Below are 26,827 nucleotides of genomic sequence, written 5' to 3'. Positions count from 1 at the left end.
GGCCTTCGGCGCAGCAGCTCATCACTCCACCATCATTCCTGCGCCCCGCAATCACGCAACTAGCGGGTCGATGCCATCGCGTGCGACGCCCTGTAGGGTCTGGAACTCGTGGTGGAAAGTGCAATTTCGAAGGTGGCGGAGCCCACCGATTCCGAGCCGCAGGAGCGCTCGGCGAAGCGCGAGGTATACCGCTGGGGGTTCGTCACCGCGATCGGTGTGACGCTCGGCTATATCGCCGTAATCCTGGCGAACGCCCGCCACTTCTATACCGATGACACCGAATCCCAATATTCGGGCCTGTGGGTGTTTTTCGGCCGCGCGTTCCGCGACGGGGAGTTCCCGTTGCTGCGGCCGGATCAGTGGATGTCGGGCAACTACACCAATGAGGAGGCGGGCTTTTTCAACCCGCCGCAGCTGCTGATCGACCTGATCGCGCCCTCGGTGCCGAACCTGGCCGTGTACGCCACCATCGTCAAACTGATCTTCGCCATCATCGCCGGGCTCGGCGTGTACCGGGTGTGCCTGGCCTACAGCGCGCGCCCGGAGTGGGCCGCCGCGGCCGGTGTGGCATTCCCGTTCACGGGCTTCTTCCTGTTCTTCGATTCGGCCAGCTGGTTCACCGCCATGACGGGCACGGCGTGGATGATCCACGCGTGGGCGTCCTCGGTGCGTTACGCACGCGGGCAGAGTGGGCCGATTCCGGTCTTCGTGTACCTCTACCTGGCGATCTCGGTGCAGTACGTGTTCCCGGCGGTCGAAGCGGTGCTCATGCTGATCGCCCTCGGCGTCGGCGAGCTGGTGTACCGCCGCAAGGCTGCCCTCGCGCCGCTGACCAAGCTGGCCGCCGTCGCGGTGTGCGCGGGCCTGGCCGGGCTGATCACCTTCCTGCCGAGCATGCTGTCGGCCAAGGTGAGCTGGCGCGGCACCTCGCAGATCAATAACGACCAGTTCCTGACCGTGCCGTGGTCGGAATCGCTGAATGCCAGCCTGCCGAGCACGCTGCCCGCCTTCAATTCGTGGTGGGGCTATGTGCAGCCGCTGCCCATGGTCTACATCGCCTGGTTCCTGATTCCGGTGCTCGCGTTCGTCGACTGGGCGAAGGCGCGGCAGCACTGGAAGGAACTCGTCTCGATCGCCCTGTTCGCCATGATGGCGCTCATGTGGACGGCCGGGCCGGGCACCGTCGGACCGCTGCGCTGGCCCGCCCGCGTGCTGCCCATGCTGGCGCTGGGGCTGCTGGTGCTGGTGTGCGTGCTGCTGGGCCGCTTCGGCACGGTGCGGGATTGGCGTAATCGCGGGATCGCCGCGGGCGTGCTGATCGTGCTGCTGTTCGTGCGCACCTTCTCCGCCGATCCGCACAATGTGCTCTGGCATGTGCTGTCCGCGATCGTGGTCGCCGCCATCGGCGCGGGCGCGGTGTGGTTGGTGCGCGCCCGCGGGCTGTGGGCGGGCGTCGCGCTGACCATTGTCGCCATGTTCCCGATCGCCTACTTCCAGGTGTGGCGCGCGCAGCCCACGCCGATGTCGTGGAACCTGCCCGCCAATCGTGAAGAGGCCAAGGACGCGTTCCCGAAGTTCAACACCGGCACCACCATTCAGCTCGGCGATCGCGGACTCTTGCAGCCCGGCGACAAGAGCCTGAACGGCGCGTACGGGTCGCTGGTGTGGGGCAACTACGCCAAGGATCTGGAGAAGAACTACGTCAACGGCTATACGCCGAACGGGCACTTCTACTTCGGTGAAATGCTGTGCATGCGATGGGATGGCAGCACCTGCCCCGAGGCGTACCGCAATCTGTTCCTCCCGGAGCCGACCACCGGCCGCCCGCTCGCCGATCTCATGCTGATCGACCGAGTCGTGTTGCAGCGCGCCATGTTCCCCGACGCCGGTAATCAGCCCGCGCCCGATGGCTGGCATTTCGTCGACGTGCCCGGGCACGAGAAGTACATCTGGGCACTGGAACGCGACGGTGGGCTGATCTCGGCGGCCAATGGGCGCATCGCCGACGCGAGCAATGTGTCCGCCAAGTCGCTCTCGGAATCGGATATGTCCAGCCGCGTGCAGGTTTCGTCGGCGACCGGCGGGCGCGTCGTGTTCGCCCGGCTCGGCTGGCCCGGCTACCGCGTCACCCTGAACGGCAAGAGCATCCCGTTCAAGACGGTCGCGAAAGTCTTTGTCGCCGTCGATATCCCGGCGGGCACGAACAATGCCGAACTCGAGGTCACCTGGCGTCCGCCGGGCTGGAAGATCGGCGCGGCCAGCGCCGGAGCCGGACTCGTCGGCCTGGGCATCCTGGAGTGGCTGTACCTGCGCGGCCGCCGCCGCGGCGAGGACGCCGACCCTTTCGAACCGACCACCCCGCAGCCCGATCGCGAACTGGTGGACTCGGTTTCGTGACCGCCGAACGCTCGCTCGCAGAATCGGAGACAGCCGCGCTGCCGAAGGGAAGCGGCACTGTCACCGCGCCCACGGATGGAGCCGAGGCCGCAGCGCCGCATGTCCCCGAGGGTGAAGCGCCGGACGTCTCCAAGGGTGATACGCCGGACGTCTCCAAGGGTGATACGCCGGACGTCTCCAAGGGTGATACGCCGGACGTCTCCGTCAGCGGTCCGGGGCATATCCCTGCGGGCCGAGCACGGGAGGCGGGGTCCACTGGGCCGGAAGCGGCGGATGCCGCGCCCGCGGGACCGCTACTGAAGCTGGTGCAGCGGCAGGAGATCGCCTTTGCGCTAGTGGGCGGGTTCAACACATTGATGGGCATGGTGCTGACCATCGCCTGGCTGACCGTGCTGAACGGCGTGGTGTCGAAGAATGTGGCGGCGGCGCTGTCGGTGGCGCTGGCCTATGCCGTCGGCATGGTGGTCGCCTTCGTACTGCATCGCACGCTGGTTTTCCGCGTGCGTGGGCGCGTGCTGCGCGATTTCCTGGCGTTCGTCGGCGTCAACTCGGTCGGCATGGTGCTGAACATGGTGCTGCTGCAATTCGCCGTCTCGGTCCTGCACGCCCCCGCAAAACCGGCCGCCGTGGTCGTCATGGGCCTGGTCGCGATCGGCAGTTTCTTCGGCCACCGGCACATCTCGTTCCGCCGATCCCCCCACGATTCCCAGCCCGAGACCACGGCCCGGTAGGTTGTCGATCATGTCGGAGGAAATCCTGGACGCCACCCTGCTGAGCCTGCTCGCCTGCCCGCAGGACAAGGGCCCGCTACTGCTGGTCCGCGACGACAATGGCAGCAGCCTGCTCTACAACCCACGCCTGCACCGCGCGTACCCGATCGACGGCGGCATCCCGGTGCTGCTCGTGGACGAGGCTCGCGACGTCTCGGACGAAGAACACACGTCCTTCATCGCCCAGGGCTGAACGTCAAGCGCCGGGAAGGTCGCCGGTGAGGTAGCGCTGGAGGGTGGGGCCTACGGTGGCCACCAGCTCCTCGATCGGGGTGGACGCGATCGGCTCGATCTGCAGGATCTTGCGGGTGACGAGTAGTCCGGCTAGTTGCGAGGCCGCCAGCACCGACCGCTTCGTGCCCGAGCCCGGCGGCGAATCCACGCGGGCGCGAACATCTTTCAGCACGATCTCGAGCATGAAGGCGCGCACCAGCGCCGGATCTCCGCTCGCGATGAGCGTGCGGAAAGCGGCGACCGCCTGCACGCCGATGGGGGTGTCCCACACGGTGAGCACTGCTCGGACAATGGTCTCGCCGAGCTGATCGAGCGGCGCGTCGGCGATCTGCGTGAGCACCACTTGCGGGTCGATCGGGAATTCCAGTGCGGCGGTGAACAATTCCTGCTTGGTGCCGAAATAGTGGTGTACCAGCGCGGGATCCACGCTGGCCGCGGTGGCGATGGACCGGATCGAGGCCTTGTCGAACCCGACCTCGCCGAACCGCACCCGGGCGGCGTCGAGAATCGCCTCCCGGGTGCCGGATCGCCCGGGCCTGCGCCCGCTGCGATTGCCGTTGGTCGCCGTCACGCCGTCCGCCGGCGTAGGGTCGCCGCCCCGAGAATCAATGCCACGGCAGCGAATCCTGCCACGATCGCCAGATCCCGCCACATCTGCCCGGTCACCCCGGTGTGCGTCGACACCTGTTGCAGCGCGTCCACCGCATAACTGAGCGGCAGCACATTACTGATCGCCTCCAGCCAGCCCGGCAACTGCCCGCGCGGCACCAGCAGCCCGCACAGGAAGAACTGCGGCAGCACGATCACCGGCATGAACTGCACGGCCTGAAACTCGGTGCGCGCGAACGCACTTGCCAGCAGCCCGAGTGCCACACCAAGCACGGCGTCGACCACGGCGATCAGAATGACCAGTAACGGGCTCCCGGCGGCGGACAGATCCAGCAACCAGAACGCCACCAGGCAGGCGATGACGGCCTGACCCATCGCCGCGACCGAGAAGGCGGTGCCGTACCCGGCCAGCAGGTCGAGCTTGGACAGCGGCGTGGTCATCAATCGCTCCAAGGTCCCCGAAACCCGTTCGCGCTGCATGGCGATCGCGGTGATCAGGAACATGACCACGAACGGCAGGATGCCCAGCATGGTGATCCCGACCCGGTCGAACAGTCGAGGCGCGCCCGGCATGGTCGGATAGTTCTTGTACACGAAATACAGCAGCGTCATGAGCAGCGCGGGCACCAGCAGAATCATGGCCACGGTGCGGCGGTCGGCGCGCAACTGCTTGAGAATGCGCACGGTGGTGGCGGCATAGCAGCGCAACGGCTTCGGTCCGGCCGGGCGCGAAAGTGTCGCGGTCACAGCTCTTCTCCCTTACGGATGAGTGCGAGAAAGGCGTGCTCCAAGCTGGATTCGCCGGTACTGGAACGCAATTCGTCGGGACTGAGCTGAGCCAGCAGCCGCCCCTCGCGCATGAGCAGCAGCCGATCGCAATGCTCGGCCTCATCCATGACGTGACTGGAGACCAGCAGCGTGCGGCCCTGTCGCGCCAGCGCATGGAACTGCTCCCACAGATCGGCGCGCAGCACCGGATCCAGGCCCACGGTGGGCTCGTCCAGCACCAGCAGCTCCGGATCGGCCACCAGCGCGCACGCCAGTGAGGCCCGGGTCCGCTGCCCGCCGGAAAGCTGATTGCCCCGATTCCCGGCCCGCGCACCGAGACCCACCGCATTGATCGCGATCTCGACCTCATCGGTCGAACAGCCATACAGCGCACCGAAATACGCGACATTGTCGGTGACGGTGAGATCGTCGTAGATGCTCGGTGCCTGCGTCACATATCCGACCCGCCGCCGCAGCGCGGGCGATCCGGCCTCGTCGCCGAGCACCTGAACCGAGCCCTTCTCGATGATCTGCGTGCCCACAATGCTGCGCATGAGCGTGGTCTTACCGCAGCCCGAGGGGCCGAGCAGCCCGGTAATGCTGCCCCGGGGCACGGCGAGCGAAATGTCTTGCAGGACTTGCTGTCCACCGCGCCGCACCTCCAGGTGTTCGATCGCGATGGCGGGGGCCGCGCCGTGAGCCGCGGCTCCCGGGGGCGGGGAGGAACTCGGTGCCGTCATGGGGTCACCCTCAATTCATCGAGTGTTGAATTCACTACGTGATGAATTCTGCACCCGACGGCCGGAAAAGCACAAGACCCCGGCATGCGTGTCGCATGAACACGCCGCCGGGGTCTCGGAAATCGCCAGGTCAGTGCCCGGAATGATGCGACGGACTGCTCGGCTTACCCGCCTGTCCACCCGGCTCGACAACCACGAATTGCCCCATCATCCCCTGGTCCTCATGCCAGAGCAGATGGCAGTGGAACATGTACGGCGTATTCGGATCGGCCGGGCCGTCGAAGCGCATCACCAACTTCACGGTGTCGTCCGGCGCGAGGAATACGGTGTCCTTCGGGCCACTCAATGCCGCGCCCGGCTTCTCCCCATTCACCTCCAGCACCGCGAACTGCACATCGTGGACATGGAAGTTGTGCGGCATGCCGTCATCGTTGTGCACCGTCCAGGTCTCGGTGCTGCCGCGCTCCACCGTGGCGTCGATGCGATCCATGGCCATGGCCTGATCATTGATCTTCCCGAAATCCAGCTCGAAACTGCGCTCCCGCACCGAATCCGCAGCCTTCGCCGTCTGCTGCGCGACCAGCGCGCCCGGCAGTCGCGGCGACGGCCGCAGGGTATCGGCGGCCCGCAGCTCGAGCAGGTCGAAGGTGTCGTCGCCGCCATTGAACCGCTGTCCCCAGAAATCCAGCCCGGCATCCACCCGATCGCTGCGCAGCACCACCCGCTCACCCGGCTGCATCCGCACCACGATCTCGGCCCGCTCGCCCGGCGACAACTGCACATGCTTCATGTCCGCCGGTCGTTCCAGCAGCCCGCCATCGGTGCCGATCAGAGCGAACGCCCGATCGTCGGAGAATTCGAAGTTGTAGATCCGCGCCGTCGAGGCATTGAGCAACCGCAGCCGCACCAGCTCATCGCCCACGGTGCGATACGGCGCGAGCGTGCCATTCACCATGGTCCGATCCCCGAGGAACCCGACATCCGCGAACATCGCACGCCCGGTGCCGAATTGGTTCCCGGAGAACTTCAGATCCTGCACGATCAGCGGCAGATCATCCACGCCGTAGGTATGCGGCAACGGCAACGCGGATGAGGCATTGTCATCGAGCAAGAACATCCCTGCCAGCCCCTTGCGCACGTGAGATTCGGTGGCTCCATGCGGATGCGGGTGATACCAGAGCGTCGCGGCCGGTTGATCCACGGTCCAATCCGGTGTCCAGGTAGCCCCCGCCTCGACCATCTGATGTGGCCCGCCATCCATCGCGGCGGGCACATGCATCCCATGCCAATGCACCGTCGAAGCCTCATCGAGCCCGTTGTGCACCTGCATCCGGACCTTCTCGCCCCGGCTGGCCCGCAGGGTCGGCCCCAGATAGTCCCCATTGAACCCCCAGGTGTCGGTCACCTTCCCCTTCTCGAATTCCCGCTGCCCCGAACGCATATCGAGATCGAATACCCGAGTCCCATCCGCCTCGACCCGTGATTGCGCCAGTGGCGGAATGCTCAACTCTTGATCGAAAGCCATTGTCCCAACCGTGGATACATCCGCCGTCGAGTACAACCACACCGTCGCACCACCCACCGCAAGCGCCACCACTGCCACAAACCCCGTGAGAATCAGAAGAACTCGCCGCAACCGCGACCGTCGCACAACCGCCATGCCGCAAACGGTAGGAAACCCAGGTCACCCGGCACATCCGGAAGCGCCCCCATCTTCCACCCACCCAACCCCGACCTTGCCCCCGACTCGACCCGAGCCAAGTCGCCGCCGCGCTGACAACCGCTACCGGACAGCGATCATGACGAAACACTGACAAACCCGGCATCGACCGCTGATCAGGCCGCCTCGCATCGTTTCCGCGACGACAATCGCACTATGCGAGTACTGCTGACCGGCGCGGCCGGATTCATCGGTTCACACATCCACAGCGCACTGCTGGATGCGGGTCACGAGGTGATCGCTCTCGACTTCATGCTCGCCGCCGCCCACGGCCCGGCGGCCGTCCCGCCCAGTGGCGTAGCGCGAGTCGACGTGCGCGACCCCGACACTCTGGACCGCTATCTGCACGGCGTGGACGCCGTCTGCCACCAGGCCGCGGTCGTCGGCGCGGGTGTCAGCGCCCAGGATGCCCCCGCCTACGCGAGCCACAATGACCTCGGCACCGCCGTCCTGCTCGCCGCCATGGATCGCGCGAAATGCCGCCACCTGGTCCTGGCCTCCTCGATGGTCGTCTACGGCGAAGGCCGCTACCTCGACCCGCAGGGCACCCCCGTCGTCCCCGCGCCCCGCCGCCGCACAGACCTGGATGAGGGCCGCTTCGATCACCGGTCCGCCTCCGGTGAACCCCTGATGTGGTCACCCATAGACGAGGATGCCCGCCTCAACCCCCGCAGCCTCTACGCCGCAAGCAAACTCGCCCAAGAGCATTACGCCGCGGCCTGGGCCACAGCCACTAGCTCCACGGTGACCGCCCTGCGCTACCACAATGTCTATGGCCCCGAAATGCCCAGGGACACACCCTATTCCGGCGTCGCGGCCGTCTTCCGCAGCCAGCTCGAGACAGGCGATTCCCCTCGAGTCTTCGAAGACGGCCGACAAGCCCGAGACTTCATTCACGTCCGAGACATAGCCGTCGCCAATGTCCTCGCCCTGGAGAATCCCGTCGAAACCTTCATCCCCCTCAATGTCGCCTCGGGCCACCCGATCACGATTGCCGAGGTGGCGACCATCCTCGCCACCGCCAATGGCGGCAAGCCTCCCGTGACGACGGGCGACTACCGCTCCGGCGATGTCCGCCACATAGTCGCGAGCCCCGCCCGAGCCCGCGAAACCCTAGGCTTCACAGCCGCAATCACGCCCATTGAGGGCCTCACCGACTTCGCGACAGCCCCCTTGCGCCCCGCCACCGCCTCCGGCGCACCAACCTGGCGTTGACCCGACGCCCCGCCGCCGTGGCCGAACCCGCAGTGGGCCAGGCGCTCTCGCGAACTGTACCCAAGTGTGTGGCTCCAACTCACGTGATCGGGTCAGTGAGGACTGGCGACTGGGTGAAGTCAGTGGTGGTCGGGAGTGAGGAGTGGGAGGCGGACTTCGAATCGGGCACCCTGGTCGCGGTTTTCGGCCGTGATATCGCCGTGGTGGGCTTCGACGAGACCGGCCGCGATCGCGAGGCCCATGCCACTGGAGCTGCCCAGCCCGTCCGCACCGGGGGAGCGGGCGGAAGTGCCTCGGTAGGCGACCTCGAAGATGCGGGGGAGATCGGATTCGGAGATGCCGGGGCCGGTGTCGTCGACGCGGGTCCAGGCTTGGCCATTGTTGGTTCCGGCGGAGATGTCTATGCGGCCGCCGGGCGGGGTATGGGCGATGGCATTGGCGACAAGGTTGGTGAGGACCCGGCTCAGGGCGCGGTCGCTGCCGGAGACGACTATGCGTTTGTCGGGTTGCTCGGCGGCGAGGGTGATTCGGGCGCGCTGGGCGGTGGGTTCATTGGCGGCGAGGACCTCGTCGATGAGCTCGCGCAGGTCCACCGGTTCCAAGGTGAGCCGCAAGGCACCCGAGTTGATCTTCGACATTTCGAACAGGTCGTCGACCATGGTGGAGAGCCGATTCGTCTCCCGACCGATCTGATCCGCGTAGCGGGCCACATCGGCGGGCTGTTCGACCACCCCATCGGACAGGGCCTCGGCCATGGCACGAATCCCAGCGAGCGGGGTGCGCAGGTCATGGCTCACCCAGGCCACCAGCTCGCGCCGGGAGCGTTCGGCGGCGCGCTCCTGTTCCAGCATTTCGCGCTCCCACACCGTGGCTCGGGCCTGCGCCCGGCCGAGCAGAATGGCGGCGGGCACGGTCACGGCGGTCACCACGCCCAGCACCACCGCGGTGCGCTCGAACGCATCGGTGAACATGAGCCCGCTCACCGCGACGACACCACTCAGGGTGGCGAGTGTCGGAATCAGCACCAGCACAGCCATACTCGTGGTCATGGCGCGATTTCGCGTGTAGCGCAACAGCAATGCGCCGATTGCCACCACCGGCAGTGATCCGGCCAATGCGTAGCCGATCAGCCCGGACATATCAGTGGGCATCGCCCGCCTCCTCCTCCGCGACCCCATCCACGGAATCCGCACGCCCCCAGGCATATCCGCGTCCCCACACCGTGTCGACGCGGTGGGCCGCGCCCAGCTTGGCCCGCAGCCGCTTGATATGCACGGTCACCGTCGACAGATCCCCGAAACTCCACCCCCACACCTCCGCCAGCAGTTCGGTGCGGCTGAACACGCGTTGCTGATTCGCGAGCAGGAAGGCGAGCAAATCGAATTCCCGCGCCGTCAGATCGACCGGTATGCCCCCGACCTGCACCGTCCGCGCCGCCCGATGCAATTCCACCGGCCCGCTGCCGAGCACTTCCTCCGCGCTGGGCGCGGGCTTGGCCCGCCGCAGCACCGAGGCCACGCGCAGCGCCAGCTCACGCGGACTGAACGGCTTGGTCACGTAATCGTCTGCCCCCGACTGCAATCCGAGCACCCGATCATCCTCCTCACCGAGCGCGGTCAGCAGAATGATCGGAATCTCCGGATGCGGCCCCGACCGCACCGCCCGGCACAACTCGATCCCATCCGGCGCGGGCATCATCACATCCAGAATCGCCAGATCGATCTCATTGCGCGCCAGCACCTCCGCGCTCGACGGCCCGTCCGCGGTCTCCACCACGGTCATCCCATCCCGCTCCAGATACCGCCGCACCACCTCGCGAACCACCGGATCGTCATCGGCCACCAAAATGCGCATATCACTCACCAATTCGTCAGTATGAGATGGGAAATCAGCAGTGTTCCCGCCGCCTGCACCGCCAGCCAAACCCGCACATCCCGCCGAGGCAGCAGCGCCGTCCCGGCCAGAATCCACACATCGAACGGCAACCAGATCCGCTCCGTCTCGGCTTTGCTCAACCCGCTCAGATCGGCAGCCAACACGGTAAGAATCCCGGCCACGGCCAGCAACGCGGCCGGATCGACCACAGCCCGCCAGGCATTCAGAGCTTCGCGCACCCGCTTCGGCGATAGCACGCCGACCAGCCGTTGTGCCGGAACGGCATTGCTCGCTCGCGCGATGGATGTCTCCCGCTGCGCGATCAGCGATGCTCCGCGTGAATACGCACGCGCGGCGGGGACACTCGTAGCCCTCGAACGATCCCTCCGGGCCCACAGCGCGGCGATATGCAAGCCGGAGATCACCCTGTGCATCGCAGCCGCCGAAGCCAGGCCGATGACGCAGATCGTTGCGGCGAGGTTCCCCCAAACCCAATAGGAGTAGGGCCGCTCGCTCGCGATGCCCTGGTAATACCGTTGCACCACCAGGTGATAGCCGTCCAGCCACCAGAATCCGGCGGCGGCGAAGGCCACAACGACCAGCAGTACGCCGATCGCGACGGGTACGGCGGGGCGGAAACTGCGAGCGACCAGGATGGCCATTGCCGGAATCGCCATCAAGATCAGGCCGTAGCTGAGGAACAGGCCGAAGCCGAACAGCAGGCCGGATGCCAGCGCGACGGCAACCCATCCGCCGCGTTGACGAGTCGCGATGGCCAGCAGCGCCACCGCCCACGCGGTCACCCCTGCGAACAGTGCATCCGCAGACACCGCGATCCAGATCGCCGCCGGTGCGAGCACGAGGAAAGGCATTGCGGCGCGGGCTCTTTCCTCCGAGCCCAGCGCTCGAAGGGTCACCGGCACGGCCGCCGCCATGCTGGATCCGACCAGCAAGCACAGCAACCCGGCCCAGGTTCCGCCACTGAGACCGATGCGATCCAGCAGCACGAACACCAGCAACGCGCCCGGCGGATGTCCCGAGACGTGCGTGGTCCAGGAGTCGGGCTGGAAATCCAGGATGTGCCCGGAGAATCCGCGCAGCATCGCGCCGATATCGTGAACTCCGCCGACCTCGTGCAGGTATTCGTCGCGAGTGGTGAGCCGCCCGGCGAAACCGCGCTGCCATCCGTCGACCATGGCCAGCGCGAAGGCCCAGGCCATCGCGGTGAGCCAGGAGACGACCAGCAGTCGCCGCCAAGGCAGTCGCCGCGCCGCGATCGGCCCGTAGCCGATCACCGCCAGCGCAATAACGAGGGCCGCCCCCGTACCCCAACTCGTGTGCGGCAACCAGTTCCCGAAGATCGGCGCGGCCCCCGCGTACAGCCGGTCCCGCCACGGTTTGCCCATGATTCGCGGCAGCGCGAAAGCGGCGACGACCAGCAAGCCCGCACTCGCCGCGCAGTAGACCTCGGCGCGGCGCGTGAGACTCGGGGATCGGAGAGTGACCGGAGCGTTCCGCACGAATAACACCCTAGGCCGCCACACCGCCCCGACCCGCCGATACGGTCGTCCGTACAGGTCCCGTCATACTTTCGTCACCGCCGTCTTGACCCCGATCCGGGCCCTTCGGTCCTACGGTCATAGCGTGACCGAATCGAACCAGGAATCGGGCGTCACCGTGGTGATCCCGTGCCGAGACGAAGCCGGCGCACTTCCCGGCTTACTGTCCGCTATCCCTGCGGGATATCGAGTGATCGTGGTGGACAACGCATCCACCGATTCCACCGCCGCCGTGGCCAGATCCGGCGGCGCCACCGTCATCCCCGAACCCACCCCCGGCTACGGCAGCGCCGTCCACACCGGCATCCGCGCCGCCCACACCCCCATAGTCGCCGTCCTGGACGGCGACGGCTCCATGGATCCCCGCGAACTCCCTTCCCTGGTAGCCGAACTCACCCCCGACGTGGACATGGTCGTAGGCCGCCGCCGCCCCGTCGACGCCCGCACCTGGCCCTGGCACGCCCGCCTCGGCAACCTCCTGGTGGCGGCCCGCCTGCGCCGCCGCTACCACCTCCCCGTCCACGACATAGCCGCCATGCGAGTAGCCCACCGCGACCGCCTCCTGGCCCTCGGCCCTCTCCACCCCCGCTCGGGATACCCCCTCGCCCTCCTGGTAGCCGCCGCCTCCGCAGGCTGGCACCTGGTCGAACGCGATATCACCTACCGTCCCCGCACCCACGGCGTCTCCAAGGTCTCCGGCTCCCTCCGCGGAACCCTCCGCGCCGCAAAGGATTTCTGGAGCGTCCGATGATGAGCCCCGACCTCCCCGCGGCCCAGCCCACCTCGTGCATCCATCCGCAAGCGCCCGTCGCGCGTCCGGACCTGCCCGCCACCCAGTCCGCTCGCCGCAACCTCGCTGATGCGCCGGTGGCTCGCCGGGGCCTGCCCGTCACTCTGCTCGTAGTCGCCAAGGCTCCGATCGCAGGCTTTGCCAAAACCCGTCTCACGCCACCGTTCTCGCCTCGCGAGGCCGCCCGACTGGCCGCGGCGGCCCTGCTCGACACGCTGGACGCCGTCCGCGCCACCGCTGTCCAGCACCGCATGGTGGCCTGGACCGGCGATCTCGCCGATGCCGAGGAGGCGGATGAAATCGCAGCGGCTCTAGCCGATTTCACCATCTTCCGGCAACGCGGCGACGGCTTCGCCGAGCGGCTGGCCAACGCCCACGCCGACGCTTTCCGGCCCGGCCTGCCGGTCCTCCAAATCGGCATGGACACTCCACAACTCGGCCCGAGCCTGCTGGCCATGTCCGCCTCCCGCCTTCTGAACACCGGCGAAGCCGTACTCGGCCCCGCGGCCGACGGCGGCTGGTGGGCACTGGGCCTGCCCGACCCGCGCCCCGCCCGCCTCCTCACCGAAGTCCCCATGTCCACCTCTCACACCGGCGAGCTGACCCGAGACATGCTGTGCCGCTGCGGTTACCGCCCCCAGCGCCTGCCCATCCTCACGGACGTCGACACCTACGCCGACGCCCTCACTGTCGCCTCCCAATCCACCGGCCGCTTCGCCACCGCCCTCGCCGGAATTCAGGCCGCACAAACCAAGGTGCTGCTATGAGCGCCGCCCGAATCGGTCCGGAGCGCTGCGCCGGACGCGCCGCCCATCATCTCGATGTGCTTGTGACCGAGATCCATAACAGTCGACTGGATTCCGGCCAGGGGCCCGCCGGTACAGCGAGGGGAACTTCGGACCGGCCACTTCGCCAGCGCTCTCGCCGGAATCCAGGGCGCCCAAACCAAGGTGTTGCGATGGGCGTCGACCGAATCGGTCCGGAGCGTCGCATCGGACGCGCCGGAATGGAGAGGGGAACGTCAGGGTGGCCGCTCGAGGAGCCGCGGCGATGACCGACCTGGATGTCTATGATCGGGCGCTGGTCGGCGAGGACTGCTGGGTGCGCGGGCTGGATGGGAAGCGGCATCGGTTGCGGACCCGTCGATGGCTCGGCGGCGGTTGTGCGGCGGCGGCGGAGCATCGCGTGGATGTGGCGCTGACCTGCTGCTGCGACGGTCCGACCGTGGATCTCGGCTGCGGCCCGGGACGATTGGCGGCGCTGCTGGTGCGGCGCGGGGTGTCCGCGCTCGGCGTGGATATCTCTCCCATGGCGGTGGCCATGACCCGTCGGCGCGGCGCACCCGCCCTACGGCGCGACCTGTTCGATCCCCTCCCCGGCACCGGCCGCTGGCCCTACGCCATCCTGGCCGACGGCAATCTCGGCATCGGCGGCGATCCGGCCCGAGTCCTGCGCCGCACCCGAGAACTGCTAGCCCCCAATGGCATCGCCATAGTCGAATTCGCCCGCCTCGGAACAGGTCTGGCCGTCGAGCGAATCCGCCTGGAATGCCCCTCCGGCATCGGCGAATGGTTCCCCTGGGCGCGCGTGGGCATCGAACGCGCCGACACCCTCGCCACAGCCACGGGCCTGCGCGTCCTGACCACCGCGACCGTCTCCGGCCGCCCCATCGCGTGGCTGGCACGCCAATGACCAAGAAGGCCAACGAAATGAACAACCCCGCGGAACCCCGAGAGGCTTCAGCGCCCCACACCGGGGGAGTGGCCGCAGACCAAGCCGGAGCAGCCGCCGACCGTACGGACGCGGGCCCGGGCTCCTCTGCCGTGCCTTCCGAACTGGCCTCTGCCACTGGCGATCTGGCCTCCGGCGCTGCCGCAGCGGCGTCCGACTCCGCTGGAACTGCCATCGACCTTGCCGGAGCGGATTCCGGCCCCGATAACTCGGTTTCCGGCGATGGCGCGATGGTCGAGTCCGATGGCAAGCTGCCGGGAGGTGGCGACGACCGCGCCCTGATTCTGCCGGATGTGCTGGCGCGGCGGATATCGCCCGCGCGGGGACCGGCGGTGGCGGCGCGGGTTGGGATCGTATTGGGTATTGCGATCACGGTGTGCTTCGTTACCGGGCTCATCAGCCATTGGATTCAGCATCCGCCGACGTGGTTCTGGTGGCCCGCGCATCCGGTGTGGCTGTATCGGTTCACGCAAGGCGCGCATGTGATTTCGGGTGTGATCGCCATTCCGCTGTTGCTGGTGAAGCTGTGGTCGGTGTTTCCGCGGTTGTTCGCGCGGCCGAATCTTCGTAATCCGGTGCAACTGCTGGAGCGGGGATCGATTGCGGTGCTGGTGGGTTCGGTGATCTTCCAGTTGGTGACCGGGCTGTTCAATACCGCGCAGAACTATCCGTGGAAGTTCTTCTTCACCACCACTCACTACGCCATGGCCTATGTCGCGGCCGGTGCGCTCGCGGTGCACTTGGCCGTGAAACTCCCCGTGGTGCGAGAAGCGTTGTCCCATCCTCTGATTCGATCGAAGGCCGCTGACGAACCCGCCGCCGCGAACGGAGTGTCGCGTCGCGCGGTGCTCGGTGTGGCCGGGTTCGCCGCCGTCGTCGCGGGGCTGGCGGTTGCCGGGCAGACGGTTCCGTTCTTGCGCTGGGTATCGGTGCTCGCCCCACGCAGTGGAGAAGGGCCGCAAGGTGTTCCGGTCAATCGCACCGCGCACGACGCCGGTGTCGGAGACAAGGCGCTGGCCGCCGATTACGCGCTCGCGGTCACCGTCGGCGACCGGAAACGGGTCTTCACCCGAGCCGAACTCGAAGCCCTCCCACAGACTTCCGCGGACCTTCCGATCGCCTGTGTCGAAGGCTGGAGCGCCGCAGCACACTGGTCGGGAGTACGCCTGCGCGACCTGCTCGCGGCGGTCGGTGAATACCCCAGCGGCGATGTGCGATTCACCTCCCTCGAAGGCGGCGGCCTCTACCACACCTCGGTCCTCCCGCACGAGCACGCCCGCGCCGCCGACACCCTGATAGCCCTCCGCCTCAATGGCGAAGACCTGAACCTGGACCACGGCTACCCCTGCCGCCTGATCGCCCCCAACCGCCCGGGCGTCCTGCAAACCAAATGGCTGTCGACAATCGAGGTGCTGTCATGACCGCGGTCCGTCTGCTCCTCGCCGCATCCGGCATCTGGCTGGCCTACTACGGCATCACCCAACTGCTGCACCAGAACTCGACCGATCTGAAGTCCACGGCCGTCTGGTTCATAGGCGGAATCCTCCTGCACGACGCGGTTTTCGCCCCCGTGTGCGCGCTGCTGGGCTTCACCGCGCACCGCCTGCTTCCCGCACGCTGGTGGGCCCCACTGGCCTGCGGCGCGGTAGCCACCGTCACCCTCTTACTGCTGGCCATACCGGTTTTCGACCGCAGCATCCCCGGCAATCCGACAATCCTGGACCGCCCCTACGGCCTAGGACTCATCGCAGCCCTGGTCACAATCTGGGCCCTCGTCGCCCTCTACACGGCCGAATCGCACCGCAGGACGCGATCGGAGTTGAAGGGTAAAGAGCTATGACTGATTTCGCCGACCTGCGCGCATTGTTCATCAATTGCACCTGTACAGCCTTCAGCACATCGGCTACTCCATTTCGAGAACCCCGAATACCGCTAACCCGGCCGAGTCGAACCGGCATCAACGCCCCGATGCCTTTACGATCTGCCCGTGACCAGCACTTCTCCGAGTACCGCCGAAGACGCGGCCGAGGGTGGCCAGCTACGCGCCTCCACCCTGGAACTGTTCTTCGACCTCGTCTTCGTCTTCACCATCACCCAGTTGACCCACGCCTTCACCCATCACCCGGGCTGGACGGCGGTCGGTCAGATCGCGATCATGTTCGGCGTCATCTGGTGGATGTACAGCGGCTACGTGTACCTCACCAATGAAGTCGCGCCGAACAGTTCGCAGCGCCGCACCTTCCTGCTCATCGGCATGTTCGGATTCTTCGTTCTGGCCCTGTCGATTCCGGATGCCTTCACCGGCTCCGGGCTCGCCTTCGGCCTCGGCTATGTGCTGGTGAATACGGTGCACAGCGCCCTGTTCGCAGTGTCCGGCGGCGCGTCGGTGCGGTCGGCGGTCATGCAGATGGCTCCACTCAATGCCGTGTCGGCGGGCCTCGTGCTTGCCGGTGGCATCATCCACGGCTGGCCGCGTTACCTGCTCTGGTCGCTGGCGCTGGCCGTGCAGGTGGTCACGCCGTACTTGACCGAGCCGGGCGGTTTCGTGGTGCGCGCCAGTCACTTCTGTGAACGGCACGGCTTGGTCGTGATCGTCGCGGTAGGTGAATCCATCGTCGCGATCGGCGCGGGCCTGGCGGGGGAGGAGATCACCGTCGGGTTGATCGCTACCGTCGCGGTCGGCCTGACCCTCGCCTATGTCTTGTGGTGGGCCTACTTCGGTCTCGATGACGAGCGCGGCGAGCATGCGCTGACGGCGCTGTCGGGCGTGGCGCGGGCCCGTCCCGCGGTCCTCGCCTACGGTTACTCGCTCTATCTCGTACTGGTCGGCATCATCCTGACCGCCGCCGGTATTTCGATGATCATCGCGCACGGCAATCAACCGGCGAGCAAGGCCGCGGCCCTGGCGCTTTCCGGCGGCGTCGCCTTGTTCTTCCTGGGGCAGACCGCATTCCGCTGGGTGTTGCATCTGCCGCGCCCGTGGATGCGCCTCGCGGCCGCCGCCGCGGTACTGGCCACCACGCCGATCGGAATCTATTGGGTGGCGTGGGGCCAGATGGTCGTGCTGGTCGTGGTCGGCTACGGCCTCGTCATCGTGGACGACATCATCGGTCTCCGCGCGGGCGACCACAGCCAATACATCGATTTGGACCGGGCGACCATCGCCGGTCACAAGCTCAGTCCCGCGCGGGCAACGCGCACCCGTCGGGACCGCAGGCGTCCGCGCCGCCGATGACCTCGAGCTCGGGCGCGTGGTCACTCCACGCCTGCTCCAAGGCCTGTGCGAACACCTCGGCAGGCTGCGCGCCCGACACCCCGTACTTACGATCCAGCACGAAGAACGGCACACCCCGCGCCCCGAGCCGAGCCGCCTCGGCCTCATCGGCACGCACCGCATCGGCGTACGCAGTCGAATCCGCGAGCACCGCACGCACACTCGCCTCATCGAATCCGGCATTCACCGCGACCTGAACCAGTCGCTCGGTATCACCGAACAATGGCGCATCCTCCGCGAAGTTGGCCGCATACAACGCATCCAGCAAGGTCTCCTGCTTGCCGAGCTCCAGCGCCCAGTGCAGCAGCCGGTGCATATCGAAGCTGCTGCCGAAATCCCGCCCCTCGGTCCGATACTCCAACCCCATCGCCTCGGCCTGCGCCCCGATCCCGCGCTCATTCGCGGCCGCCTGCGCCTCGCTGATCCCATACTTCTCCGCGATATGCGGCACCACGGCATCGCTGTGCCCATGCGGCAGCGTCGGATCCAGCTCGAACGACTTATGCACGACCCGAACGCCGTCCCGATGCGGGAATCCTTCGAGGGCCTCCTCGAACCGCGCCTTGCCCAAATAGCAGAAGGGGCAGTTGATATCGGTCCAGATTTCGACCTCGACGGTCATGACACCTCATTCGACGAAGGGATGTTTACGCAGGCCCGAGGCCTGACTACCGGCTGTTTCAACCGCGAACCGGCCTCGAAGATTCCACGGTGACCCAGGTCACGAGGTCGGGTTGTCACGTTCGGCGGGGCTGTCCTGTCCCATGCTCGACCCCCACGAACGAGCCTTCAGGAGCACGCGATGAACACCACCGTCACCCACGAAATCGTTGTCCTCGGCGCGGGCTACACCGGCATGCTGGCCACCGTCTCGCTCGCCCATCGCACCCGCAAGCTGGATGTGCGGATCACCCTGGTGAACCCGTCGGCCCGCTTCACCGAGCGGCTGCGCATGCATCAGATCGCCGCCGGACATGAACTGGCCGATCACCGCATCGCCGACCTCCTCGAAGGCACCGGCGTGGTCTTCCACCGGGCCGCCGCCACCGCCATCGATGCCGCAAACCGCACGGTCACCCTCGACGACGGCGCGACCCTGCATTACGACAACCTGGTTTACGCCCTCGGCTCCGCGACCGACACCGGTCTCGTCCCCGGCGTCGATGACCATGCCTGGACCCTCAACGATCCCCGTCTGGCCCACAAGTTCTCGACCGAGCTGACCAAGCTGGCCGCGAAGGGCGGCACCGTCACCGTCTGCGGCGGCGGCCTCACCGGCATCGAAGCCGCCACCGAGATCGCCGAAGCGCACCCGGACCTGACCGTGACCCTGATCAGCGCGGGCCGGCCCGGCGCGATGATGGGAGACAAGGCCCGCGCCTACCTGAACAAGGCCCTGGATCGGCTCGGCGTCGTCCGCATGGTCGGCGTGAAGGTGACCAAGGTCCTGCCCGGCGCGGTATGCCTCGAATCCGGTGAACTCGTCGCCTCGGATTTGACCATGTGGACCACCGGCGTCAAGGTCTCCCCGCTCGCCGCACAGGCCGGAATCGCCACGGACGCAAAGGGTCTGATCGTCACCGACCCCACCCTGCGCTCGGTCTCGCACCCGGAGATCCACGCCATCGGCGACGCCGCCGCGGTCCGCATGCCCTGGGGTCAGCTGCACGGCACCTGCCAGACCGGTATGCCCACCGCCGCCTACACAGCCGCCACCCTCACCCGGCTGCTGCGCGGTAAGACGGTGAAGCCGTTCCGGATCGGCTACTTCCACCAACCGGTCAGCTTGGGCCGCAAGGACGCGGTCATCCAGTTCACCAACGCCGACGACACTCCGAAGCGCTGGTACCTCGTCGGCAAGGCGGCCGTCTTCTACAAGCAGACGGTCAGCAATAGCCCCGTGCCGTCCTTCAAACTGAGCAAGCACGTGAACACGCCGACACAGCTGTCCAGCGGTGGTCGCGCCACCCGCAAGACCGCCTGATGCGGCCACCGGTAGCCGGGATATCGGGCAGGTATCCCGGTGCTTCGGTGGAATCGATACGCCAGACCCGGTAGGTATGAGTCTCATGCAGGACCAGATTCGCGAACCCTCGAAGACCACCGAGCCGAACGCCCGGCCGGAGGATTCGAAGCTCGACCCGTTCGTCGAACATCGCAGGCTGCTGTTCGGCACCGCGTATCAAATGCTCGGCAGCGTCGCCGACGCCGAGGACATCCTGCAAGACGCCTGGCTCAAATGGCACGCCGTCGACCACACCACGGTCGAGTACCCCAAGTCCTACCTGGTCCGCACCGTCACCAACCTGTCCCTCAATCGCCTCACCTCGGCCCGGGCCACCCGCGAAACCTATGTCGGCCCTTGGCTTCCCGAACCCTTGCTCACCGCACCGAACGCCGCCGAGGAGACCGAAATGGCCGACACCGTGTCGACCGCCATGCTGGTCGTCCTCGAAACCCTCACCCCCGTCGAGCGCGCCGTCTTCGTGCTGCGCGAGGTCTTCGGCTACTCACATGCCGAGATCGCCGGCTTCCTGGACCGCCCCGAACCCACGATCCGCCAGATCGCGCACCGCGCCCGCTCCCACGTGCAGTCCCGCCGCCCCCGCTTCGACACCGACACCGAAGCCCGCTCCGAGATCACCGAGAAGTTCATGGCCGCCTGCCACGGCGGCGACCTCAATGCCCTCATGGAGCTCCTGGCCCCCGACGTCACCCTCTGGAACGACGGCGGCGGCAAGGTAACCGCCGCCCGCCGCCCCTTGCACGGCCCCGACCACGTCGCCCGCTGGATGCTCGGCGTCATGGCCAAACCGATCTGGGTCCAAGCAGGCATCACCCTCGAATCCGCCCTCATCAACGGCGAACTCGGCATCGTCACCGTGGTCGGTGGCTATCGAGTCGGCGCCTTCACCTACGACGTCCGTGACGGACACCTGGAAAACATTCGCTTCCAGGTCAACCCGGACAAGGTCCGCGGCCTCAACCCGACCGGTGAGGCCACCGCATGACAGCGGTCGTCCCAGCCGTGTGAGTGGGACGGCATTGCTGGACAATGGGACGTCGTGGATGTCGAAGACCTCGTCGTGGAACCGACTGCCGCCGCTCGCCGTCTGCTCGGCGCGACGCTGTGGTCCGGGGATGTGGCCATGCGGATTGTCGAGGTCGAGGCGTATGGCGGCGATCCGGCCGGGCCCTGGCCCGATCCGGCCGCGCATTCCGGCCGGGGGCGGACCGCTAGGAATGCGGTCATGTTCGGGCCGCCCGGGGTGTTGTACGTCTATCTCAGCTATGGCATGCACACCTGTGTGAATGTCACCAGCGGGCCGGATGGAATCGCCAGTGCGGTGCTCATTCGGGCCGGGGAAATCATCGAAGGTGAGGAAGAGGTTCGGGTGCGGCGTCCGGCCGCGCGCACCGACGCCGATCTGGCCAAGGGGCCTGGCAATGTCGGCAGTGCGCTCGGAATCACGCTGGGCGACTACGGAATTCGCCTCTTCGACAAGGAATCGCCGATTCGCCTGGAGCTCGGACCCGAGATTGCCGATCCGTCCGCGATCGCCGTCGGCCCGCGCGTGGGTGTGAGCCTGGCCGCCGAACGGCCGTGGCGGCTGTGGCTGCCGGATTCGCCCGCGGTCTCCGTGTATCGGCGCAGCCCGCGTGCGCCGCGCCTGGATCGCCCGGCCTGAGCGCGCCGAGTCCGCACATCAGCACCGTGTGCGGGCTACCGTGGATGAGACCTGCTCGACCCAGGGGGTTCTCATGTTCGAACGGTTCTCCGACAACGCCCGCCGCGTCGTCGTCCTGTCCCAGGAAGAGGCGTTGCGGCTGCACCACAACTACATTGGCACCGAACACTTGCTGCTCGGCCTGCTCCGCCAGGGCGAAGGCCGGGGCGCCCGCGCGCTCACCGAACTGGGCGTCGATCTGAATACCGTGCGCGAGTCGGTCGAGAAGATCATCGGCCAAGGCTCCGACGACCCCACCGGCCACATTCCGTTCACACCGCGAGCCAAGCACGTGCTGGAGCTGTCACTGCACGAGGCAAAAGTGATGAGCCGCACCGAAATCGATACCGAACACCTACTGCTCGCGCTGGTCGTGGAGAACGAGGGAATAGCCGCCCAGGTCCTGTACAAGCTGGGTGTGGACACCGCCCGGGTCCGCGCGCACCTGCTCGCCCAGGACGCCCCGGCGGGTACGACGGGCACCGAGGCCGAGACCATCCTCCCCGGAACCCTCACGGTGGCAGCGGTTCTGGACGGCTCACCGAACGACGTCGAAAGCCGGGTGGCCGACCTGGAACGCCGCGTGACCGAACTGGAGCGGCGACTCGGCGGCGAATCCGCTTCCGGTGCGGGCGATGCCACGGCGTGAGGCACCGCCCGCACCCGTGATCAGCCGACCTTCACCGGCCCGTACACCTCATTGAACAGCTCCCACAACTGCCGCGCCGACATCTCGCTGCCGGTCCGGTCGGTGTGCCGCTGCACATGTCGCGCGAAGTCGATCTGCTGATCGCGCGACATCTGCACCCCGTACTCCGCCTCCAGCAGATACGCGATCCCGCCCTTGCCCGACTGCGAATTCACCCGGATCACCGCATCGTAGGTGCGCCCCACATCGGCCGGATCGATCGGCAGATACGGTACATCCCAAGCGATTTCGCGCTCGGAGACGCCCAGGCGCGCCGCCCGCTCCCGATGCTCGGCAAACCCCTTCTTGATGGCGTCCTGATGCGTCCCGGAGAACGCCGTGTACACCAGATCGCCCGCATACGGATGCCTTTCGTGCACCGCGATCCGCGTGCAGTACTCCACGGTCCGCCGCACCGCGTCGATATCGGAGAAGTCGACCATCGGATCCACGCCCTGCGCATGCAGATTCAGCGCCAGGGTCGCCAGATCGACATTGCCGGTGCGCTCCCCATTGCCGAATACGCACCCCTCCACTCGCTGCGCCCCGGCCAGTACCGCCAGCTCCGCGCAGGCGATTCCCGTCCCGCGATCATTGTGCGGATGCACCGACAGGATCACGCTCTCGCGCCGCGCCAGATTCCGATGCATGTACTCGATCTGATCGGCATACACATTCGGCGTCGCAACCTCCACCGTCGCAGGCAGATTCAGTGTGACCGGCCGCTCCGGCGTGGCATCCCACAGCGTGGTCATCCGATCGCACAGGTCCAGTACGAAATCGGGTTCGGTCAGCATGAACACCTCGGGCGAGAACTGGAACCGCACATTGGGCAGATCGCCCGCCAGCTCCAGAATGTCGCGCCCGCCACCGGTGATCATCTCGGTTACCCGCTCACGCGAGGCCCCCAGCACCACACCCCGCCAGGTCGGCGCGGTGGCGGTGTACATATGAATGACAACGTCATTGGTGAGGCCGCGAATCGATTCCACGGTCCGCTCGATCAAATCCCGGCGCGCGGGCGTGAACACCACAATGGTGACGTCCTCGGGTGCCAGCCCGGCCGTGCCGATCAGCCGCACGAAATCGAAGTCGGCCTGCGAGGCGCTCGGATACCCGACCTCGATCTCCTTGTACCCCATGGCGACCAGCATTTCGAAGAAGCGCCGCTTGCGTTCCGGATCCATGGGCTCGGCCAGCGCCTGATTGCCGTCGCGCAGATCCACCGGCACCCACAGCGGGGCAGTGGTGATCCGATTCGTAGGCCAGCTGCGTTCGGTCAGGGGCACCGAAACCCGTTGATACACATCGCGATACCGATGCGACGGCATGACGGAGGGCTGCTGGCGATTCCAGTGGGAAGAAGTAGACATGGTTGCTGTGAGCTTTCGCGTCAAGGAGGTGACCGGCGCAGCACAGCAACCCGCGAGCGGGGTGCCGGTCGTTCAGACCCCGCCGCGGCAGCGAAGGAGAAGCGCGCTCTGTCCCATGTGGCATAGACTAGAGGGCAATAACTCCTCAGACAAGTAGAGAGGTCAAACTTTTATGGCCCAGGTCCAAAGGCACCCGCTCGCCGCACAGGCCGCCGAGGTGCTGCTCACCCGGATTCGCTCGGGGGAGTGGGAACTCGGCCACCGGCTACCGGGGGAAACCACCCTCGCCGTCCAGCTCGGCGTCGGCCGCTCCACCCTGCGCGAGGCCATTCGCGAACTCTCTGGCAAGGGCGTGCTCGAAAGCCGCCAGGGCGCAGGCGTTTTCCTCACCGCCCTGGATGTCGCCGAAGACTGGGACACCGTCCTGCGCCGCGCCGACATAGTCACCGTCATAGAGGCCCGCATCGCGATCGAGGCCGAGGCCGCCGCCCTGGCCGCCCGCCGCCGCACCCCCGCGGATCTGCGCACGATGCTGCGCGCCCTCTCCGCGCGCGCCGAAGCCGGAGATTCCGTCGAGGCCCTGGTCGACGCCGATACCGCCTTCCATCGCACGGTCGTGGCCGCCGCTCACAATGACATCCTGCTCGAGATGTTCAATGCCTTCGTCCCGCGCTCACGCCACGCCATGATCGACATGCTCCGCATCCATCCGATGAGCAGTAAGCGCGCCGACCACGATGCGCATGAGGTCCTCTGCGACACCATCCGCTCCCGCAACCCCGAGGCCGCGGCGACCGCGAGCCGAGTCCACCTCACCGCGCTCAAGGCTGCCTTCGACGCCTAGCCGCACCTGCTCTCACCAGCGATTTCAAATTTTCTTCCACCGAGCGATGAGTTCTCGGGACGGGCCCCGTCATAACGGGCAAGCGAGTTCGACAACGAACAGACAAGCCCCGGAAGGAAATTCGACATGACCGCCATCGCCGCCACCCAGACCGCCTTCACCACCACCTCCACCACCCCCGGCAAGACCCGCAACCGCGTCCTGTGGACCCTGCAGATCGTGTTCGGTCTCTTCTTCATCATCGCCTCGGGCCTGCCGAAGCTGGTCGGCCAGCACGACGCCGTCGAGGCCTTCCGCCAGATCGGCTGGGGTGAATGGTTCCGCTACTTCACCGGCGTCGTGGAGGTCTCCGGCGGCATCGGCCTGCTGGTCCCGCGACTGACCGGTCCGGCCGCCGCCGGCCTGTCGATCACCACGGTGCTGGCCGCCGCCACCCAGGTCTTCCTCCTCGGCGCCCCGGCCCTGGCTCCCTTCCCGCTGATCCTGGCCGTCATGTTCGCCTGGATCGCCTGGGAGCGCCGCGACAGCTTCGCCACCTTCACCAAGCTGGTCCGCCACTGATACCGGGTAGATGAATAATCCGCTCGACTGAGAGTCCGCCACCGAACACACTCGGTGGCGGACAAAGTCGTGTGGAGGGGCTGACGAACTCGCTGAAGCCGCCGCCGATTCGTTCGGCGGCGGCTTTCGTCTATCCGGACTTCGCCCGCCCGGGGGCATTGTTTCCGAGGGCAACCGACCTGTCCGTCGGGCCATTACCTACGTGCGGAATGATGGATAGGCGTGAGCGGCGACATCATCGACGAACTGACCTGGCGCGGACTGATCGCGCAGTCCACCGACCTGGACGCGTTGCGCGCGGCCGCGGACGCGGGACCGATCACCCTGTATTCCGGGTTCGACCCGACCGCGCCCAGCCTGCACGCCGGACACTTGGTTCCCCTGCTGGTGCTCAAGCGTTTCCAGATGGCCGGACATCGCCCGGTCGTGCTTGCCGGTGGCGCAACCGGTCTCATCGGCGACCCCCGCGATGTCGGTGAGCGCACCATGAACTCCACAGAGACCACAGCCGACTGGGCGGGACGCATCCGCTCCCAGCTGGAGCGTTTCGTCGATCTCGACGGCGGCCCGAACGCGGCCGTCGTCGCAAACAATATGGACTGGACCGGACCGCTCAGCACGGTCTCGTTCCTGCGCGACATCGGCAAGCACTTCTCGGTGAACGTCATGCTCGCCCGCGAGACGGTAAAGCGCCGCCTGGAGTCGGACGGCATGTCCTACACCGAGTTCAGCTACATGCTGTTGCAGGCCAACGACTTCGTGCAGTTGCGTCGCGAGTACGGCTGCACACTGCAGGTCGGCGGTTCGGATCAGTGGGGCAACATCATCGCCGGTGTGGAGCTCAACCGCCGTGTCGACGGTGAGCACGTGCACGCTCTCACCACCCCGCTGGTGACCTCGGCCGACGGCAAGAAGTTCGGCAAGTCCACCGGTGGCGGCAGCCTCTGGCTCGACCCGGAGATGACCAGCCCGTACGCCTGGTACCAGTACTTCGTGAATACGGCCGATGCCGATGTCGTCCGCTACCTGCGCTGGTTCACCTTCCTCTCCCGCGAGGAATTGGACGAACTCGAGCAGGCCACGGCCGAGCGCCCGCACGCCCGCGAGGCGCAGCGTCGCCTGGCCGCGGAGATGACGACGCTGGTGCACGGCGAGGCCAATACCGCCGCGGTGCAATTGGCGAGCCAGGCCCTGTTCGGTCGCGGCGAACTGCGCGATCTGGACGAGTCCACGATGGCGGCCGCACTCACCGAGGCCGCGGTCGACGGCAAGGTCGCGGAGTCGGACGAGAAGACCACCATTGTGGATCTGCTGGTGGCGTCCGGTTTGTGCGATAGCCGCGGTGCGGCTCGACGTGCTGTCAATGAGGGTGGCGCGGCGGTGAACAACGAGAAGGTCTCCGATCTGGAATGGACCCCCTCGGACGCCGACTACCTGCACGGACGCTGGCTGGTCCTGCGTCGCGGCAAGAAGAACTTCGCCGGCGTCCGCCGTGCTGGAAGTCAATAGGTAAACAAGATCGCCATGACCTGGGTCACGAAATCGGGGCCCAGGTCGGCAATCGCCCCGGTCGCGGGCCCTCTGACCAGCGCAGACGGATCGGTGACCAGCGGATTTGACCCAGCGTTATCCGCCGCGTAACTTAGTCCAGGTCAGAGCGACACGGACACCGACTCGGAGCCGAAAGCCCAGCTCAAAGGCTGGAAATCAGGACCGAGAGACGAGGTTGGACGAGGAGCGCCTGACAGAACAACTGGCCAGAGAAAGTGGTCCTTGACTCTGTGTAGTCGAGCCGCTAGGCTGGAAAAGTTGCCTCGTTGGACATCTGATCAACTTCAGGTGGAGACGTGTGCGCCTGTTCTTTGAGAACTCAATAGTGTGTCGATGAATGTCAGTGCCAATTATTTAAATTGGTTCCGGTCTTCTGCACCCCCGTGTGGGAGGTCGGACA

General features: G+C 66.8%; 24 protein-coding genes and 2 pseudogenes. 17 read left to right on the top strand and 9 right to left on the bottom strand.

Annotation, left to right across the window (positions count from 1 at the left end):
- Nucleotides 1-132: 132 nt before the first annotated feature.
- Genes AB0N05_RS38595 through AB0N05_RS38585 form a run of 3 tightly spaced genes read left to right on the top strand, consistent with a single transcriptional unit; the run spans nucleotide 133 to nucleotide 3,360 of the window.
- A complete protein-coding gene (locus tag AB0N05_RS38595; RefSeq protein ID WP_364704154.1) occupies nucleotides 133-2,397 on the top strand; it encodes a hypothetical protein in 2,265 nt (754 codons plus the stop codon).
- On the top strand, nucleotides 2,394-3,128 hold the full coding sequence (locus tag AB0N05_RS38590; RefSeq protein ID WP_364704152.1) for a GtrA family protein: 735 nt from the start codon (nucleotides 2,394-2,396) through the stop codon (nucleotides 3,126-3,128). The genes AB0N05_RS38595 and AB0N05_RS38590 overlap by 4 nt, the downstream gene beginning before the upstream one ends.
- 10 nt (nucleotides 3,129-3,138) lie before the next feature.
- Nucleotides 3,139-3,360, top strand: a complete 222-nt coding sequence (locus AB0N05_RS38585; protein ID WP_364704149.1) for a Trm112 family protein — start codon at nucleotides 3,139-3,141, stop codon at nucleotides 3,358-3,360.
- A 3-nt stretch (nucleotides 3,361-3,363) separates the two neighbouring features.
- On the opposite strand, the gene AB0N05_RS38580 is transcribed toward AB0N05_RS38585, so the two are convergent.
- The 4 genes from AB0N05_RS38580 to AB0N05_RS38565 form a co-directional block, all read right to left on the bottom strand.
- Entirely contained in the window at nucleotides 3,364-3,972 is a 609-nt protein-coding gene (locus AB0N05_RS38580; protein ID WP_364704146.1) for a TetR family transcriptional regulator, read from the bottom strand.
- On the bottom strand, nucleotides 3,969-4,757 hold the full coding sequence (locus AB0N05_RS38575) for an ABC transporter permease (protein ID WP_364704143.1): 789 nt from the start codon (nucleotides 4,755-4,757) through the stop codon (nucleotides 3,969-3,971). Before AB0N05_RS38575 ends, AB0N05_RS38580 begins: the two co-directional genes overlap by 4 nt.
- Nucleotides 4,754-5,518 carry an ABC transporter ATP-binding protein gene (locus tag AB0N05_RS38570; RefSeq protein ID WP_364704140.1) on the bottom strand — a complete coding sequence of 255 codons (765 nt, stop codon included), beginning with the start codon at nucleotides 5,516-5,518 and terminating at the stop codon, nucleotides 4,754-4,756. The genes AB0N05_RS38575 and AB0N05_RS38570 overlap by 4 nt, the downstream gene beginning before the upstream one ends.
- Nucleotides 5,519-5,648: 130 nt before the next feature.
- On the bottom strand, nucleotides 5,649-7,043 hold the full coding sequence (locus tag AB0N05_RS38565) for a multicopper oxidase domain-containing protein (protein ID WP_364704137.1): 1,395 nt from the start codon (nucleotides 7,041-7,043) through the stop codon (nucleotides 5,649-5,651).
- Nucleotides 7,044-7,394: 351 nt separating this feature from the next.
- On the opposite strand from AB0N05_RS38565, the gene AB0N05_RS38560 reads away from it, so the two are divergent.
- Nucleotides 7,395-8,453: an NAD-dependent epimerase/dehydratase family protein gene (locus AB0N05_RS38560; RefSeq protein ID WP_364704135.1), complete on the top strand. Its 1,059-nt coding sequence runs from the start codon at nucleotides 7,395-7,397 to the stop codon at nucleotides 8,451-8,453.
- Between the two features lie 119 nt (nucleotides 8,454-8,572).
- Here the strand turns inward: AB0N05_RS38560 and AB0N05_RS38555 are convergent, their stop codons facing one another.
- The 3 genes from AB0N05_RS38555 to AB0N05_RS38545 are packed head-to-tail and all read right to left on the bottom strand — an operon-like array spanning nucleotide 8,573 to nucleotide 11,734.
- Nucleotides 8,573-9,604 carry a HAMP domain-containing sensor histidine kinase gene (locus tag AB0N05_RS38555; RefSeq protein ID WP_364704133.1) on the bottom strand — a complete coding sequence of 344 codons (1,032 nt, stop codon included), beginning with the start codon at nucleotides 9,602-9,604 and terminating at the stop codon, nucleotides 8,573-8,575.
- On the bottom strand, nucleotides 9,594-10,307 hold the full coding sequence (locus AB0N05_RS38550) for a response regulator transcription factor (RefSeq protein ID WP_364704131.1): 714 nt from the start codon (nucleotides 10,305-10,307) through the stop codon (nucleotides 9,594-9,596). Before AB0N05_RS38550 ends, AB0N05_RS38555 begins: the two co-directional genes overlap by 11 nt.
- Before the next feature lie 5 nt (nucleotides 10,308-10,312).
- On the bottom strand, nucleotides 10,313-11,734 hold the full coding sequence (locus AB0N05_RS38545; RefSeq protein ID WP_364704191.1) for a hypothetical protein: 1,422 nt from the start codon (nucleotides 11,732-11,734) through the stop codon (nucleotides 10,313-10,315).
- Between the two features lie 238 nt (nucleotides 11,735-11,972).
- Between AB0N05_RS38545 and AB0N05_RS38540 the strand changes: the two genes are divergently transcribed.
- The 6 genes from AB0N05_RS38540 (at nucleotide 11,973) to AB0N05_RS38515 (ending at nucleotide 17,643) form a co-directional block, all read left to right on the top strand.
- Nucleotides 11,973-12,638, top strand: a complete 666-nt coding sequence (locus tag AB0N05_RS38540) for a glycosyltransferase family 2 protein (RefSeq protein ID WP_364704129.1) — start codon at nucleotides 11,973-11,975, stop codon at nucleotides 12,636-12,638.
- Complete coding sequence (locus AB0N05_RS38535; RefSeq protein ID WP_364704127.1) at nucleotides 12,635-13,444, top strand: DUF2064 domain-containing protein; 810 nt, start codon at nucleotides 12,635-12,637, stop codon at nucleotides 13,442-13,444. The genes AB0N05_RS38540 and AB0N05_RS38535 overlap by 4 nt, the downstream gene beginning before the upstream one ends.
- Before the next feature lie 283 nt (nucleotides 13,445-13,727).
- The gene (locus AB0N05_RS38530) at nucleotides 13,728-14,369 is read left to right on the top strand and encodes a class I SAM-dependent methyltransferase (RefSeq protein ID WP_364704125.1); all 642 of its coding nucleotides are present in this window, start codon (nucleotides 13,728-13,730) and stop codon (nucleotides 14,367-14,369) included.
- A 68-nt stretch (nucleotides 14,370-14,437) separates the two neighbouring features.
- Nucleotides 14,438-15,829 (top strand): molybdopterin-dependent oxidoreductase, encoded by a 1,392-nt coding sequence (locus AB0N05_RS38525; RefSeq protein WP_364704123.1) that lies wholly within the window; start codon nucleotides 14,438-14,440, stop codon nucleotides 15,827-15,829.
- Nucleotides 15,826-16,248, top strand: a complete 423-nt coding sequence (locus tag AB0N05_RS38520) for a hypothetical protein (RefSeq protein ID WP_364704120.1) — start codon at nucleotides 15,826-15,828, stop codon at nucleotides 16,246-16,248. Before AB0N05_RS38525 ends, AB0N05_RS38520 begins: the two co-directional genes overlap by 4 nt.
- Before the next feature lie 147 nt (nucleotides 16,249-16,395).
- Nucleotides 16,396-17,643, top strand: coding sequence for a low temperature requirement protein A (locus AB0N05_RS38515; protein WP_364704118.1), 1,248 nt, complete (start codon nucleotides 16,396-16,398; stop codon nucleotides 17,641-17,643).
- On the opposite strand, the gene AB0N05_RS38510 is transcribed toward AB0N05_RS38515, so the two are convergent.
- Nucleotides 17,585-18,304, bottom strand: coding sequence for a DsbA family oxidoreductase (locus AB0N05_RS38510; RefSeq protein ID WP_364704115.1), 720 nt, complete (start codon nucleotides 18,302-18,304; stop codon nucleotides 17,585-17,587). The two genes, AB0N05_RS38515 and AB0N05_RS38510, sit on opposite strands and share 59 nt — an antisense overlap.
- Before the next feature lie 180 nt (nucleotides 18,305-18,484).
- Here AB0N05_RS38510 and AB0N05_RS38505 point away from each other — a divergent pair, with 180 nt between their 5' ends.
- From AB0N05_RS38505 to AB0N05_RS38490, 4 genes and pseudogenes are all read left to right on the top strand, one after another.
- Complete coding sequence (locus AB0N05_RS38505; protein ID WP_364704113.1) at nucleotides 18,485-19,666, top strand: FAD-dependent oxidoreductase; 1,182 nt, start codon at nucleotides 18,485-18,487, stop codon at nucleotides 19,664-19,666.
- Between the two features lie 85 nt (nucleotides 19,667-19,751).
- Nucleotides 19,752-20,693, top strand: a complete 942-nt coding sequence (locus AB0N05_RS38500) for an RNA polymerase sigma-70 factor (RefSeq protein ID WP_364704110.1) — start codon at nucleotides 19,752-19,754, stop codon at nucleotides 20,691-20,693.
- A gap of 54 nt (nucleotides 20,694-20,747) precedes the next feature.
- Nucleotides 20,748-21,371, top strand: coding sequence for a DNA-3-methyladenine glycosylase (locus AB0N05_RS38495; protein ID WP_364704107.1), 624 nt, complete (start codon nucleotides 20,748-20,750; stop codon nucleotides 21,369-21,371).
- 73 nt (nucleotides 21,372-21,444) lie between these two features.
- Nucleotides 21,445-21,861, top strand: a pseudogene (locus AB0N05_RS38490) (Clp protease N-terminal domain-containing protein); the annotation flags it as partial.
- Between the two features lie 248 nt (nucleotides 21,862-22,109).
- Here the strand turns inward: AB0N05_RS38490 and AB0N05_RS38485 are convergent.
- Nucleotides 22,110-23,429: pseudogene (locus AB0N05_RS38485) on the bottom strand (2-isopropylmalate synthase); the annotation flags it as partial.
- Between the two features lie 214 nt (nucleotides 23,430-23,643).
- Between AB0N05_RS38485 and AB0N05_RS38480 the strand changes: the two are divergent.
- The 3 genes from AB0N05_RS38480 (at nucleotide 23,644) to tyrS (ending at nucleotide 26,385) form a co-directional block, all read left to right on the top strand.
- Nucleotides 23,644-24,315, top strand: coding sequence for an FCD domain-containing protein (locus AB0N05_RS38480; protein WP_364704104.1), 672 nt, complete (start codon nucleotides 23,644-23,646; stop codon nucleotides 24,313-24,315).
- 126 nt (nucleotides 24,316-24,441) lie between these two features.
- Nucleotides 24,442-24,876 carry a DoxX family protein gene (locus AB0N05_RS38475; protein ID WP_364704102.1) on the top strand — a complete coding sequence of 145 codons (435 nt, stop codon included), beginning with the start codon at nucleotides 24,442-24,444 and terminating at the stop codon, nucleotides 24,874-24,876.
- A gap of 222 nt (nucleotides 24,877-25,098) precedes the next feature.
- Nucleotides 25,099-26,385, top strand: a complete 1,287-nt coding sequence (gene tyrS / locus AB0N05_RS38470; protein ID WP_364704100.1) for a tyrosine--tRNA ligase — start codon at nucleotides 25,099-25,101, stop codon at nucleotides 26,383-26,385.
- Nucleotides 26,386-26,827: the final 442 nt, after the last annotated feature.

The organism is Nocardia sp. NPDC051030, from assembly GCF_040683015.1.
Classification (GTDB): domain Bacteria; phylum Actinomycetota; class Actinomycetes; order Mycobacteriales; family Mycobacteriaceae; genus Nocardia.
This window is presented reverse-complemented; position numbering and strand designations above follow the sequence as displayed.